At 68.7% G+C, this 16,240-nt stretch carries 2 protein-coding genes (1 of these 2 cut by a window edge); both read left to right on the forward strand.

From position 1 onward, the window contains the following. On the forward strand, nt 1–15,207 hold the full coding sequence (locus ACFYO1_RS14305) for an amino acid adenylation domain-containing protein (protein ID WP_387230571.1): 15,207 nt from the start codon (nt 1–3) through the stop codon (nt 15,205–15,207). Further along, nucleotides 15,207–16,240, forward strand: partial view of a non-ribosomal peptide synthase/polyketide synthase gene (locus ACFYO1_RS14310; protein WP_387231869.1) — the beginning only. The gene runs 19,669 nt beyond the window's last position; 1,034 of the gene's 20,703 nt are visible here — the first part of the coding sequence; the start codon lies at nt 15,207–15,209; its stop codon lies off the right edge, out of view. The genes ACFYO1_RS14305 and ACFYO1_RS14310 overlap by 1 nt, the downstream gene beginning before the upstream one ends.

A 16,240-nucleotide genomic window follows, 5' to 3' on the forward strand; every position in this document is an offset into this window, starting at 1 on the left:
ATGCAATCCGGTAATAAATCACTGCTGCGCAGTCTGACTTCTATTCAAAAGGAATTGTGGATAGCGCACGAGCTGGCGGATATTCCCAATAATTGTATCGTCTACATCGACATTCGCGCCGACCTGGATCCGGGTCGGTTTCTCGCCGCGGCCCGGCAGGTATTCGGTGAATCCGAGTCGCTGACCGTGAATTTCGTTCGCGGCGCCGACGGCCCGATGCAGGTCGAACGGGATATCACCGACTGGGCGCCGTCCTATGTGGACCTCACGGAAAAGCCGGATCCGGTCCAGGCCGCGCTGGACTATATGGCCAGGGAGCGCGAGGTCGGTTTCGACCTGGAACACGACGCGCTGCTGAGCGTCGCGTTGCTCGAGGTCGGCGCGGAGCACTACATCCTGTCGATGTGCTTCGCCCACATCATCATGGACGGCGTCGGCGTCGCCTCCTGGGCGCAGCGGGTGCTCGACGTGTACTGCGCGATGAACGCCGGAACACCGATCGCGCCAACCGGATTCGCGCACATCGACGACATCGTCGACAGCGACCACGCGTACCGGCGCAGCCGGGAGGCGGCCGACCGCGCCTACTGGCGCAGCCGGATCCCCGCCGGGATCGAGCCGCTGCGCCTGCCCGGCAGCGCCGAGCCCGGCACCGAGCCGGGGCGAATCGGTTGCACCCACGGCTTTTCCGGCGCGGAGCTGGGCGAGCTGATGAGCACCGCGCAGGCGTTCGGCGTCAAGCTGCCCTACCTGCTGATGTCCGTCGCGGCGGCGGCCATCCAGCGCTACGCGTCGCGGGACGAATTCTGTGTGCAGATACCGGTTTCCAATCGGGACGAGGTCTCCGGTCGGACGCCGTGCCAGCTCTCCGACACCGTGCCGATGCTGGTCGACTCGAGCCGGGAGCTGTCGCTCGGTGAGCTGGCCGAGCGGATCCACGGCACCATCTCCAGCGCCAGGGATCACCTGCGGTACGGCATGTCGGAGATCCGCCGTGACCTGAAAATGCCCAACTCCCCGGGCAATCCGTTCGGCCCGGTGATCAACGTCATGTCGTTCTTCGGCGCGTTGAAGATGACCGACGGCGAGGCGGACCTGCAACTGTTCTCCGCGGGCAACAGCGGTGACCTGTCGATCGTCTTCTACTACGAGCGAGAGTCCGCGCGCGGCGGTTACCTGCGCATCGAGGGCGACGCGCAGCTCTACACCGACGCGGACCTGGAGGGCTACCTCGCCTCGATCGCTCGGTATCTGCGGCAGGCGATCTCCGATCCGCGGGCGCCGATCGGGGCGCTCGACCTGCTCGGTGCGGATCGTGCGCTGGTGGTCGAGCAGTGGAACGACACGGCGGTGCCGGTCGATCCGGAGGCGACCCTGGTGAGCCTGTTCCAAGCGCAGGTGCGGCGCGGGCCGGACGCGACGGCGGTGGTGTCCGGCGACGTGCGGCTGTCGTACCGAGAGCTCGACGCGTGGTCGAACCGTGTTGCGGGCAGCCTGATTTCGCGCGGGGTGCGCCCGGACAGCGTGGTCGCGGTGGCGCTGCCGCGCTCGGTGGAGCTGATCGTCGCGATCCTGGCGGTATCGAAGGCCGGTGGCGCGTACCTGCCGATCGATCCGGCCTATCCGGCGCACCGGCTGGCGTTCGTGCTCGGTGACGCGCGGCCGATCGCGGTGCTCACCGACCGTGCCACGTCGAAGATGCTGCCGCACAACGATGTTCCACAGTTGCTGCTCGAAGAGATCGAGCCGGACGAGGCGCGGCCGGTCGCGCCGCTGCCCGGCAACCTCGCCTATCTGATCTACACCTCCGGTTCCACCGGTACGCCGAAGGGCGTCGCCGTCACCCACCGCAACGTGACCTCGTTGTTCCTGAGCACAGCTGCCTGGTGTGGCTTCGGCGCGGATGATGTCTGGGCGTGGTGCCATTCGCAGGCCTTCGACTTCTCGGTCTGGGAGATCTGGGGCGCGCTGCTGCACGGCGGCCGGGTCGTGGTCGTGCCGTGGGACGTGGTGCGCACACCGGCGCAGCTGTGGCATCTGGTGGTCGCTGAGCGGGTGACCGTGCTCAATCAGACCCCGTCGGCCTTCTATGCGCTGGCGGAGGCCCGATCGGCGTGCGGCAACACCGATTCCGCGCTGCGGATGGTGATCTTCGGTGGCGAGGCGTTGAATCCGGCGAACCTGCGGCCGTGGCATTCGTCCGGTCGCGGTGCCGGTCCGGCGCTGGTGAACATGTACGGGATCACCGAGACCACGGTGCACGTCACCAGGCTCGAACTGTCGGCCGATGCCACCTACGGCGGCAGCCCGATCGGGTCTCCGCTGGGAAATATGCGGGTGTTCGTGCTCGACCCCTGGTTGATGCCGGTCCCGGTCGGGGTGGCGGGGGAGTTGTACGTGGCCGGCGCGCAGTTGGCGCGCGGGTATCACGGCCGGGCGGATCTGACCGCGACCCGGTTCGTGGCCGATCCGTTCGATCGGTCGGGTGGCCGGCTGTACCGCACCGGGGACGTGGTGCGCTGGACCGCGGACGGGGTGCTGGAGTTCCTCGGCCGGGCCGACGACCAGGTGAAGATCCGCGGGTTCCGGATCGAACCCGGTGAGGTCGAAGCGGTACTGGCGCAACATCCTTCGGTGACGCAGGCGGTGGTGGTGGCCCGCGACACCGACGCCGGCGAGCAGCTGGTCGGGTACGTGGTAGCCGACCGCGTTCGCTCGGTCACGGGCAATGGCGACGGGCAGGTGCTCGACGGGGCGGAGGTGCGCCGATTCGCCGCCGCGCGGCTGCCGGAGTTCCAGGTGCCGTCCGTGGTGATGGTGATCGACGCGGTGCCGTTGACCGCGAACGGGAAGCTCGACCGGGCCGCGCTGCCGATTCCGGAGTTCGCCTCCTCGGTGGCGTATCGGGCGCCGGGCAGCGAGCGGGAGCGGGTGCTGGCCGGGTTGTTCGCCGAGGTGCTCGGGCTCGACCGGGTGGGTGTGGACGACAGCTTCTTCGAGCTGGGCGGCCATTCGCTGTCCGCGACCCGGTTGATCAGCCGGATCCGGGCGGAGCTCGGCGTCGAGGTGCCGATTCGGACGGTCTTCGACGCGCCGACGGTGGCGCAGCTGGCGCCGCGGCTCGATACCGGTGTGCGGATGCGTCCGACGTTGCGGGTCCGGCCGCGTCCGGAGATCGTTCCGTTGTCGTTCGCGCAGCGGCGGCTGTGGTTCATCCACCGGCTGGAAGGACCCTCGGCCACCTACAACATGCCGTTGGCCGCCCGCTTGACCGGCGCGTTCGATCCAGGTGCCTTCGCGGCCGCGGTCGCCGATGTCGTTGCCCGGCACGAGAGTCTGCGCACGATCTTCAGCGAGGCCGACGGCGTCCCGACCCAGCGGGTGCTCGCGGCGGGCAGCGTCGAGGTCCCGATCACGGTGACCGACGTCGACCCGGCCGGCCTCGCGGCGGCGGTCGCCGGGGCGGCGCAGCATCGATTCGACCTTTCGACCCAACTTCCGGTGCGGGCCGGCGTATTTCGCTGCGGACCGGAGGAGTGGGTACTGGTATTGCTGATCCACCACATCGCCGGCGACGGATGGTCGGCGACGGTGACGCTGGCGGATCTGTCGGCGGCGTACGCGGCGCGCAGACAGGGGCAGGCACCGAAGTGGTCGCCGATGCCGGTGCAGTACGTGGATTACGCGCTGTGGCAACAGGAGCTGCTGGGTTCGCCGGCCGATCCGGACAGTCTGCTGTCGCGGCAATTCGAGTACTGGCGAGGCGAACTCGACGGTTTGCCGGAGCAGTTGCGGCTGCCGATGGATCGCCCGCGGCCCCGGGTTGCCAGCTATCGCGGGGACGCGGTGCGGTTCGGTATCGATGCCTCCTTGCGTGCCGAGGTGGAGCGGCTGGCCGCCCGCGAGGGCGCGACGGTATCCATGGTGCTCCAGTCGGCCCTGGCCATCCTGCTGTTCAAACTTGGTGCGGGAGAAGACATTCCGATCGGCGCGCCGATCGCCGGCCGCACCGACGACGCCCTGTCCGAGCTGGTCGGATTCTTCGTCAACACCTGGGTGCTGCGCGCCGCCGTCACACCGGCGGCCTCCGGCACGGAAATCCTGAGTCAGGTCCGGGCGAAAGCGCTGGCCGCGTACGAGAATCAGGACGCACCGTTCGAACTGTTGGTGGAGTTGCTCAACCCGGCCCGCTCGGCGGCGCATCATCCGTTGTTCCAGGTGCTGCTGACCTTGCAGAACAAGGCCGTGCCCACGTTGGCACTGCCGGGGGTCGCGGTCGAGCCCTACACGCCGCCGACCACCACCTCGCGATTCGATCTGACCTTCAATATCGGTGACGCCGTGGCCGTGCGGCGGAACAACGGGGACGCTGCGGCACCGCTCGGCTGGGACGGCTACATCGAATACGCCACCGACCTGTTCGACCGGTCCACGGTCGAGGCCATGGCGGGCCGGCTGGTGCGGATCCTGCGGCGGCTGGTGCAGGACCCGGGCATCCCGGTGGGGTCGATCGACGTCCTCGACCGGGACGAGCGCGACCTGGTGCTGCGGCGGTGGAACGACACCGCTGTTCCGGTCGAGCAGGACGCCACGATTGCCGAGCTGTTCGAGGCGCGGGCCACCGAGACGCCGGATGCGGTGGCCGTCGTCTGCGCGGATGCCGAGTTGTCGTACCGGGACCTCGACGCCCGCGCCGATCGGCTGGCGCGGCTGTTGACCGCGCGCGGGGTCGGGCCGGATTGTGTTGTCGCGGTGGCACTGCCGCGGTCGGCGGAGTTGATCACGGCACTGCTCGCGGTGCTGAAGGCCGGTGGCGGATACCTGCCGATCGATCCCGCCTACCCGTCGGATCGGTTGGCTCACATCCTCGCCGACGCGGCTCCGGTGGTCGTGCTCACCGACCGGGCCACCGCGAACGCCTTGCCGCCCAGCACTGTACCGCACCTCTACCTCGATACCGAGATCGCCGAGACGGGCGTCCGCGCTCGGCCCATCCGGGTGCGGCCCGGCAATCTCGCCTATCTGATCTACACGTCCGGTTCGACGGGTGTGCCGAAAGGCGTTGCCGTCACGCACCGTAACGTGGTGACCTTCACCCGCAAGCCGGAGTGGCGGGGCGGCGCGCACGACCGGGTCCTGGTGCACTCCTCCGTCGCGTTCGATGCCTCGACCTACGAGATATGGGTGCCGCTGCTGGCGGGCGGGCGGGTGGTGGTCGCGCCCCCGGAGCGCACCGGCATAGCGGCGCTGCGCCGGCTGATGGTGGTCAACGGGGTCACCGCGGCGTTCCTGACCACGCGGCTGTTCGAGCTGTTCATCGATGACTGCCCCGACGCGCTCGCCGGGCTTCGCCAGGTCTGGACCGGCGGCGAGGAGATGCCGCCGGAGGTCTTCGGGCGCGCCTTGCGGATGCTCCCGGACACGCGCGTCGTGCACGTGTACGGGCCGACCGAGGCAACGACATTCGCGGTCCGCCGGGCGTTCGGAGCGGCCGAGCAGTTCGAGGGCGCGTCGGTGCCGATCGGGTCCGCGCTGGCGAATGTGCGGGTGTACGTGCTGGATTCGTCGTTGCTGCCGGTTCCGGTCGGGGTCGCGGGGGAGCTGTATGTGGCCGGAGCGCAACTGGCGCGGGGCTATCACGGGCGGGCGGCGTTGACCGCCGCCCGGTTCGTGGCCGATCCGTTCGATCCGTCCGGCGGCCGGTTGTACCGCACCGGTGACGTGGTGCGGTGGAATTCGGCGGGGCAGCTGGAGTTCGTGGGCCGGGTCGACGATCAGGTCAAGATCCGCGGCTTCCGGGTCGAACCCGGCGAGGTGGAAACCGCACTGGCGCAACACCCGTCGGTATCCCGCGCGGTAGCCGTCGTGCGCGACGCCGACGGTGGGAAACAGCTGATCGCCTATGTGGTTGCCGCCCGCGGCGATTCGGCCGACGGCGCGCAGGTGCGCGCCTTCGTCGCGGACCGGCTGCCCGAATACATGGTGCCGGCCGCGGTGCTGGTGATCGACGCGGTGCCGTTGACCGCCAACGGAAAACTGGATCGCGCGGCGCTGCCCGATCCGGAGCTGGTGTCCTCGGTGCGCTATCGGGCGCCGGGCAGCGAGCGTGAGCGGGTCCTGGTCCGCCTGTTCGGCGAGGTGCTCGGCCGCGACCGGATCGGCGTGGACGACAGCTTCTTCGAGCTGGGCGGGCATTCGCTGCTGGCCACCCGCCTGGCCAGCCGGATTCGAGTGGCGCTCGGCGTCGAGGTGCCGATTCGGACCATCTTCGACGCGCCGACCGTGGCGCAGCTGGTCACCCGGCTCGATGCCGGCGTGCGGGTCCGTCCCGCACTCCTGGAACGGCAGCGCCCGGACGTGGTTCCGGTGTCGTTCGCGCAGCGGCGTCTGTGGTTCATCCATCGGCTCGAAGGGCCTTCCGCCACTTACAACATGGCGCTGGCGGTGCGGTTGCACGGGATAGACGTATCCGCGCTGCGGGCGGCGATCACCGATGTCGTCGCGCGGCACGAAAGTCTGCGCACGGTCTTCGTCGACGCCGAGGGCGTGCCGTCGCAGCGGGTACTCGCGGCCGAACGCGTCGAGGTGCCGTTCGCGATCGCCGAGGTGGATGCCGAGGGGCTCGAGGCGTCGGTGACCGCGGCGGTGCGGTACGGATTCGATCTGTCCACCGAAATCCCGATCCGCGCCGAGGTGTTCCGCACCGATGCCGGGGAGTGCGTGCTGGTGCTGCTTATTCATCACATCGCCGGTGACGGCTGGTCGCTGACGCCGTTGCTGCGAGATCTGTCGGTGGCGTACGCGGCGCGACTCGACGACCGCGCCCCGGGGTGGCGCGCCCTGCCGGTGCAGTACGTGGACTACACGCTGTGGCAACGCGAATTGCTCGGCTCCGCTACCGATCCGGACAGCGTGCTGTCGCGGCAATTCAGCTATTGGCGCGATGAACTCGACGGCCTGCCCGAGCAACTGCGGTTGCCGATGGATCGGCCACGGCCGCGGGTAGCCTCCTATCGCGGGGACATGGTGCACTTCGATATCGATCCGGAGACCCGTATCGCGGTGGAGCGGTTGGCTTCCCGCGAGGGTGCGACGGTGTCGATGGTGCTGCAATCGGCGTTGGCCGTACTGCTGTTCAAACTCGGTGCCGGCGAGGACATTCCGATCGGCGCGCCGATCGCCGGCCGCACCGACGAGGCGTTGACCGACCTGGTCGGATTCTTCGTCAACACCTGGGTGCTGCGCGTCGGGGTGTCCCCGTCGGTCCCGTTCACCGAGCTGCTGAGCCAGGTGCGCGCGAAGGCGTTGGCCGGGTACGAGAATCAGGACGTCCCGTTCGAGCTGCTGGTCGAGTTGCTCAACCCGGTCCGCTCGGCGGCCCATCACCCGCTGTTCCAGGTGACGATGGCATTCCAGAACAACACCCTGCCCGCGCTCGAGCTGTCCGGGGTGCGGATCGAGCCGTACCCGGCGGATACCGCGACCGCGCGATTCGACCTGTTCTTCAATATCGCCGACGCGCCGGCCGGCGCTGGATGGGACGGGTTCGTCGAGTACGCGACCGAGCTGTTCGATCGGGCCACCGTCGAGACGATGGCGCAGCGGCTGGTGCGGATCCTGCGTCTGCTGGTGCGGAAGCCGGAGATCGCCGTGGGGTCGATCGATGTCCTCGGCACGGCGGAACGCCAGCGCGTGCTGGAGCGCTGGAACGACACCAGCGTGGCGATTCCGGACGGCACGGTGGTCGGGCTGTTCGAGACGCAGGTCGCTCGGACACCGGACGCGGTCGCCGTCGTCTGCGCGGATACCGAACTGACCTACCGGCAACTCCATGAGCAGGCCGACCGGCTGGCGCGGGTGCTGGTCGCGCGCGGGGTGGGCCCGGATGGTGTTGTCGCCGTTGCCGTGCCGCGATCCGCGCAGCTGATCGTCGCGCTGGTGGCGGTGCTGAAGGCCGGGGGCGGGTATCTGCCGATCGATCCGGCCTATCCCTCGGATCGCCTCGGCTTCATCCTCGCCGACGCCGAGCCGGTGGTCGTGGTGACCGATTCTGTTACCGCGCCCTTGCTGCCGCAGGAGACGACTCCCCGGCTGTACCTCGACACGATCGAGGCCGCGGACCCGGCCGGTTCGGTTCGGCCGGTTGCGCCGATGCCGCAGAACCTGGCCTACGTCATCTACACGTCCGGTTCGACGGGCGTGCCCAAAGGCGTTGGTATCACCCATCGTAACGTCGTCAACCTGGTCGCTCAGGCCTGGTCGGCATCCACCGAGGATCGGGTGCTGGTGCACTCCTCGGTCGCGTTCGACGCCTCGACCTATGAGATCTGGCCTGCCCTGTGTGGCGGCGCCACCCTGGTCGTCGCCGGTGAACAGCGATCGGATCCGGTGGAGATCACGCAGTTGATCGCGGCCCGCTCGGTGACGAAGATGTTCGCGACGCCACCGCTGCTGTCCGCACTGGTCGAGCACGCCGAGTCGTTGCCCGACAAGTCTTTCCAGAGCCTGACCCAGGTGAACACCGGGGCCGACACCCTGACCGCCGGCCTGGCGGACGCGCTGAAGCGCACGTGCGGAATCGCCCGGATCGACAACCTGTACGGCCCGACCGAGGCGACGGTCGACGTCACCTCCCACACCGTTCCAGAGGACGCGGCGACGGCGGGCGCGGTGGTGCCGATCGGTGCCCCGGTGGCCAATACCCGGGTGTTCGTGCTGGATCCGTGGTTGGTGCCGGTGCCGGTCGGTGTCCCCGGCGAGCTCTACGTCGCCGGCGCACAACTGGCGCGGGGTTACCACGGGCGACCGGCCTTGACCGCGGCGCGGTTCGTCGCCGATCCGTTCGACCCGGCCGGTGGCCGGTTGTACCGGACCGGTGATGTGGTGCGCTGGAACGGCAACGGGCAGTTGGAGTTCGCCGGCCGCGCCGACGATCAGGTCAAGATCCGCGGCTTCCGGGTCGAGCCCGCCGAGGTCGAAACGGTGCTGGCGCAACATCCTTCGGTCGGGCAAGCCGTGGTCGTCGCCCGCGACAGCGATACCGGCGGCAAGCAACTAATCGGTTACGTGGTCGCCGACCGATCGGGGCCGATCGTCGGCGAGGGCGAGCTGGTGGGGCAGTGGCGCCGGGTCTACGACGACCTGTACGCCGCGGCCGAAGTGGCCGGCGTCCAGCCCATCTCCGGTGACGGCGCCGAGTTCGGCGCCGGCTTCGACGGCTGGGACAGCAGCTACACCGGATCCCGGATTCCGGTCGAGCAGATGCGTGAATGGCGGGCGGCCACCGTCGACCGCATCCGGGCGCTGAAACCCAAGCGGGTGCTGGAGATCGGTGTCGGCTCGGGATTGTTGTTGTCGCAGTTGGCCCCCGACTGCGAGGAGTACCGGGCGACGGACCTGTCCGCCGCGACCATCGCTGTCCTGCGCCAGCAGTTGGCGGACCTCGATGAGCGCTGGGCGGATCGGGTCGTGCTGAGCGCCCAGGCCGCCGACGACGTCTCCGGATTGCCCGAAAGTCATTTCGACACCGTGATACTCAACTCCGTTATCCAGTACTTCCCGAGCCAGAACTACCTGCACACCGTCCTCGAACAGATCCAGGGCCTGCTGGCCCCCGGCGGCGCGGTATTCGTCGGCGATGTGCGCAATCTGGCGTTGCTCGCGGAATTCACCACCGCGGTGCAGATCAGCCGCAACGGCGACGACGATCCGGTCGCGGTCGCGGACCGGGTCCGCCGCGACATCGCGGCCGAGCAGGAGCTGCTGCTCGCCCCGGAGTACTTCGTCGGAATGTGCAGCGACGCCACCGGATTCGACGCCGTCGACATTCAGCTCAAGCGCGGGTTCTCGGTCAACGAGCTGACCAGATACCGCTACGACGTCGTCCTGCACAAGGCTCCGGCGAAGCCACGATCGGTCGCCGATACGCCGAAAACCGGTTACCGCGGCCAGGATTGGCTGCGCACCCTGCTGCGCTCGCAGCATCCGGACGGCGTTCGCGTGACCGCGATCCCGCATGCCGGACTGGTCGGCCAGGTGGCGGCGGCCGACCGGATCCGGGCCGGACGGTCCGGCACCACCACCGACGCCCTCGGCGTCGATTTCGAAGGGATGCTCGACCCCGCGACGGATCGGCGCGGACTGTTGCCGGAAGACCTCTACCTGCTGGGCGAGCGACTCGGATACACGACGGCGGTCACCTGGTCGGCGGAGCCGGGCCGGATGGACGCGATCTTCCTCGATGCCGGCGCGGCACAGGGGCAACCCCTGACCGACATCTACGCGGTATCGGCACCGGTGGACGATCCCGGCGCGTACGCCAACAACCCGCAATCCGGCCTGCTGGCCGCCGACGTCCGGCGCTGGGCGACCGATCGGCTGCCCGAGTTCATGGTCCCCGCGACGGTCATGGTGATCGACGCGGTGCCGCTGACCGCGAGCGGCAAACTCGATCGCGCGGCCCTGCCGGACCCGGAGTTCGCCTCCTCGCTGGAGTACCGGCCGCCGACCAGCGAGCGCGAGCGGATACTCGCCGAACTGTTCGCCGAGATCCTCGGGCTCGACCGGGTGGGAATCGACGACAGCTTCTTCGTGCTCGGCGGCCACTCGTTGCTGGCCACCCGCCTGGCCAGCCGGATCCGGGCGGTGCTCGGGGTCGAGGTGCCGATCCGGACGGTCTTCGACGCGCCGACGGTCGCGGAGCTGGTGACCCGGCTCGACGCGGAGGTACGAGTGCGCCGGCCCCTGTCGGCCCGGCCGCGGCCGGATGTGGTCCCGTTGTCGTTCGCGCAGCGGCGGTTGTGGTTCATCCATCGCCTCGAAGGGCCTTCTGCGACATACAACATGGCGTTGGCGGTGCGGCTGCGCGGGGTGGACGTCTCGGTCCTGCGCGCGGCGATCGGTGATGTCGTCGCGCGGCACGAGAGTCTGCGCACCGTCTTCGTGGATGCCGACGGCGTGCCGTCGCAGCGAGTCCTCGACACGGTCGAGGTGCCGGTGCACGTGTCCGATGTGGACCCCGCCGAGGTGGACGCGGCCGTCACCGCCGCAGTGCGTTACGGATTCGATCTGTCCACCGAAATTCCGATCCGCGCCGAGGTCTTCCGGTGCGGAACGGACGAATGCGTTGCCGCCATACTGATCCACCACATCGCCGGCGACGGCTGGTCGATGACGCCGCTGCTGCGTGACCTCTCGGAGGCGTACGCGGCCCGGCTCGACCATCGGGCACCGGGCTGGCAGCCGTTGCCGGTGCAATACGTGGACTACACGCTGTGGCAGCACGAAATCCTCGGCTCGCACACGGATCCGGACAGCCTGCTGTCCAAGCAGTTCGACTACTGGCGCGCCGAACTCGACGACCTGCCCGAGCAGTTGAGCCTGCCGACGGACCGGCCGCGTCCGCTGGTGGCCAGCTATCGCGGCGACATGGTGCTGTTCGGCATCGATCCCGAGATCCGCACCGCGGTAGAGCGATTGGCCGCCCGCGAGGGTGCCACGGTGTCGATGGTGCTGCACTCGGCGCTGGCCGTGATGTTGTTCAAACTCGGTGCCGGAGAGGATATTCCGATCGGCTCACCGATCGCCGGCCGTACCGACGAGGCGTTGGCGGATCTGGTCGGCTTCTTCGTCAACAGCTGGGTGCTGCGGGCGAGGGTGGCGCCGGCCGTGGCGTTCACCGAGTTGCTGGCCCGGGTCCGGTCGAAAGCGCTGGCCGCCTACGAGAATCAGGACGTTCCGTTCGAACTGCTGGTCGAGCTGCTCAATCCGACCCGCTCGGCGGCGCATCACCCGCTGTTCCAGGTGTCGCTCGCCTTCCAGAACAACACCCTGCCGGACCTCGAGCTGTCGGGTGTGCGCATCCAGCCGTATATCGCGACCACCGCGACCGCACGGTTCGACCTGTTCTTCAACATCGCCGACGCGCCTGCCGGTCAGCAGTGGAATTGCCTGGTCGAGTACGCGACCGAGCTGTTCGACCGGCCCACGGTCGAGGCGATGGTGGCCAGGTACAAGCGGATCCTGCGGCAGATCACCGCGGATCCGAGCGCACCGGTCGGGTCGATCGATGTACTCGACACCGACGAGCGCGACCGGGTGTTGCGCTGGTGGAACGACACCGGTGCCGAGGTCGCCGACGACACCGTGGCCGGGTTGTTCCGCAAACAGGTCATCGCGACGCCGGACGCGGTCGCGGTGGTGTGCGCGGACACCGAGCTCACCTATCGGGAACTCGAAACCCGGGCAGATCGGCTGGCGCACGGGCTGATCGGCCGCGGGGTCGGGCCCGACGCCGTCGTGGCGGTCGCGCTGCCCCGATCGGTGGAGCTGATCGTGGCGTTGCTGGGCGTGCTGAAGGCCGGTGGCGGGTATCTGCCGATCGATCCGGGCTATCCCGCGGACCGGCTGGAATTCATCCTCACCGACGCGGCTCCGGTAGTGGTGGTGACCGATTCGGTGACCGCATCGCTGCTGCCGCACACGGACGCCCCGCGGCTGCTCCTCGACACCACTGAGCTGAACGATCGGTCGAGGGTCGAAACGATGGTCGCGCCGCAGAATCTGGCGTACGTGATCTACACCTCCGGTTCCACCGGCGTCCCCAAAGGCGTTGGTATCACGCATCGCAACGTGGTCAACCTGGTCGCCTCGGCCTGGACGACCTCGGCCGAGGATCGCGTGCTTGCCCACTCCTCGATCGCCTTCGACGCCTCGACCTACGAGATCTGGCCCGCGCTGTGTGGTGGCGCGACGCTGGTGGTGACCGGCGAGCAGCGTTCCGATCTGCCGGAGATCACCCGGCTGATCCAGGCCCGGTCGGTGACAAAGATGTTCACCACGCCGCCGTTCCTGTCGGCGCTGGTCGACCACGTCGAGTCGTTGCCCGGCAACCCGTTGCAGTCCATGCGCCGGGTGATCGTCGGTGGTGCGGAGCTGACCGCGTCGGTCGTGCACAAGCTGAACGCGAAATATCCCGGCGCCCAAGTCATGAACGGGTACGGGCCGACCGAGACCACCGCGTGCGTCACCGATCACGACGCCGGGGACGAGGTCGACGGTGCGGTGCCGATCGGCCTGCCGGTGGCGAATACCCGGGTGTTCGTGCTGGATTCGTGGTTGGTCCCGGTTCCGGTCGGCGTCGCCGGCGAATTGTATGTGGCCGGTGCCCAAGTGGGCCGGGGCTATCGCGGCCGGGCGGGGTTGACCGCGGCCCGGTTCGTGGCCGATCCGTTCGATCCGGCCGGCGGTGGCCGGTTGTATCGCACCGGTGACGTGGTGCGGTGGACCTCGGCCGGGGTATTGGAGTTCGCCGGCCGGGTCGACGACCAGGTCAAGATCCGCGGCTTCCGGGTGGAGCCGGGCGAGGTCGAAACGGTTCTGGCACAGCATCCTTCGGTTGCTCGGGCGGTGGTCGTCGCGCGCGAGGCCGAGGCCGGTGGCAAGCAGCTGATCGGCTACGTCGTCGCCGACCGATCAGGTCCGGTGGCGGCCGAGGAGGAACTGGTCGGTCAGTGGCGCCGGATGTATGACGACGTATACGCCGGAGCGAGCAATGGCAATGGCAATGGAAACGGCAATGGAAATGGCGCCCGCCGGGTCACCGGCGCCGGGTTCGGCGCGGACTTCGGCGGCTGGAACAGCAGCTACACCGGCGCGGCGATTCCGGAAGAACAGATGCGCGAGTGGCGCTCCGCCACGGTGGACCGGATCCGGGATCTGCGACCGCGCCGCGTCCTCGAGATCGGCGTCGGCTCGGGATTGCTGTTGTCGCAGTTGGCCCCTGACTGTGATGAGTACTGGGCGACGGACTTCTCCGCCGCGACCATCTCCACCTTGCGTCGGCGATTGGCCGAGCTGAAAGCGGGCTGGGTCGATCGAGTCGCGTTGAGTGTCCAAGGCGCCGACGATGTCTCCGGATTGCCGGACGGCTACTTCGACACGGTCGTGCTGAACTCGGTGGCGCAGTACTTCCCCGGCGAGCGGTATATGCGTCGAGTACTCGAGCAGATACAGGGCTTGCTCGCGCCGGGCGGTGCGGTGTTCATCGGCGACGTCCGCAATCTGGCTCTGCTGGAGCAGTTCACCACCGCGGTGCAGATCAGCCGCAACGGCGACGAGGACCCCGCGGTCGTCGCCGATCGCGTGCGCCGGGAAATCGCCGCGGAGAAAGAGATGCTCCTGGCGCCGGAATACTTCCTGGCGATCTGCCACGGCGACACCGGCTTCGACGCCGTCGATATCCAGCTCAAACGCGGCTTCTCGGTCAACGAGTTGTCTCGCTATCGATACGACGTAGTCCTGCGCAAGGCGCCGGCGAAATCGCGCTCGGTGGCCGGTCTTCCGACGGTCGATTTCTACGGCCTCGCCTGGCTGCGCACGCTGTTGCACGCCGGGGACCCCGACGGCATTCGCATCACCGGAATTCCGCACGCCGGGCTGACCGGGCAGATCGACGCGGCACACCGTATCCGGACCGGTCAGCCGGTGTCGGCCGGCAGCCGAACCGATCCGCGCGCAGTGAATTTCGAAGGAATCCTCGCCCACCGCGCCCCCCGGGTCGACGCGGGCATGCTGCCGGAGGATCTGTACGAACTCGGACGGCAACTCGGATACCTCACCGCGGTCACCTGGTCCACGAAACCGGGTCAGATGGACGCGATATTCCTCGACGCCGCGACCGCGGAGGGGCAGCCACTCACCGATGTATATCTGCCGGCCGAAGTAGTGGGCGATCCCGCCGACTACGCCAACAACCCGCACGATTCGCTCCTGCCTGCCGCGGTGCGCGGATTCGCGGCCGAACGATTGCCCGACTTCATGGTGCCGACCGCGGTGATGGTGATCGACTCGGTGCCGTTGACCGCCAACGGCAAACTCGATCGCGCCGCCTTGCCGGATCCGGAGCTGGTGTCCGCGCGGGCTTATCGCGCGCCGCGCACCGAGCGGGAAAAGATCCTGACCGAGTTGTTCGCCGAAATCCTCGGCGTCGGCCGGGTCGGGGTGGACGACAGTTTCTTCGCGCTGGGTGGGCATTCCCTGCTGGCGACCCGCCTCGCCAGCCGGATTCGCGCGGTGCTCGGGGTCGAGGTCCCTATCCGGGTGATGTTCGAGGCCGCCACGGTCGCCGAACTCGCCGCTAAATGGCCGCAGCTGGCACCCTCGCGCCGACCAGCCCTGCGCAGAATGAATCGAGAGGTGGGTCTGTGATGATTCCATTGTCGTTCGCCCAGCGGCGGTTGTGGTTCATCCACCGGCTGGAAGGGCCCTCCGCCACCTACAACATGCCGCTCACCGTGCGGCTGAGCGGTGTTTTCGACGCGCCTGCCTTCGCGGCCGCGGTCGGCGACGTGGTCGCCAGGCACGAGAGCCTGCGGACGATCTTCGTCGAGGCCGATGGTGTGCCCGGTCAGCAGGTGCTGGATGTCGGCGCGGCCGAGGTACCGGTGACGATCACCGACGTGGCCGCCACCGAGCTGGACGCGGCGGTGATCGCGGCGTCGCGGTACGCCTTCGACCTGTCGGCGGAAATCCCGATCCGCGCCGGTGTGTTCCGGGTCGGTGCCGACGACTGCGTGGTGATGCTGTTGATCCACCACATCGCCGGGGACGGGTGGTCGATGGGGCCGCTACTGCGGGATCTGTCGGTGGCGTACGCGGCCCGCAGGCAGGGACAGGCGCCGGCCTGGGAGCCGTTGCCGGTGCAGTACGTGGATTACACGCTGTGGCAACAGGAATTGCTCGGCTCGCAGGCGGATCCGGACAGTGTGCTGTCGCAGCAGTTCGACTATTGGCGAGCGGAGCTGGCCGGGCTGCCTGAGCAGTTGCGGCTGCCGACCGATCGGCCGCGGCCGCGGGCTGCCACCTATCGCGGCGACCTGGTCGTGGTCCGGGTCGATCCGGAGATCCGCACCGCCGTAGAAACATTCGCGGCCCGCGAGGGTGCGACCGCCTCGATGGTGTGGCAATCGGCGTTGGCCGTGCTGTTGTTCAAACTCGGTGCGGGGGAAGACATTCCGCTCGGCGCCCCGATCGCCGGACGGACCGATGACGCGCTGACCGATCTGGTCGGGTTCTTCGTGAACACCTGGGTGCTGCGCGCCGCGGTCGCGCCGGGGCAGTCGTTCGCCGAGATCGTGGCGCAGGTCCGGGCGAAGGCGCTGGCCGCCTACGAGAATCAGGACGTCCCGTTCGAGTTGCTGGTCGAGTTGCTCAATCCGGCCCGGTCGGCGGCGCATCATCC

The sequence above is a fragment of the Nocardia sp. NPDC006044 genome (genome assembly GCF_042871115.1).
In the GTDB taxonomy this organism is placed as follows: domain Bacteria; phylum Actinomycetota; class Actinomycetes; order Mycobacteriales; family Mycobacteriaceae; genus Nocardia.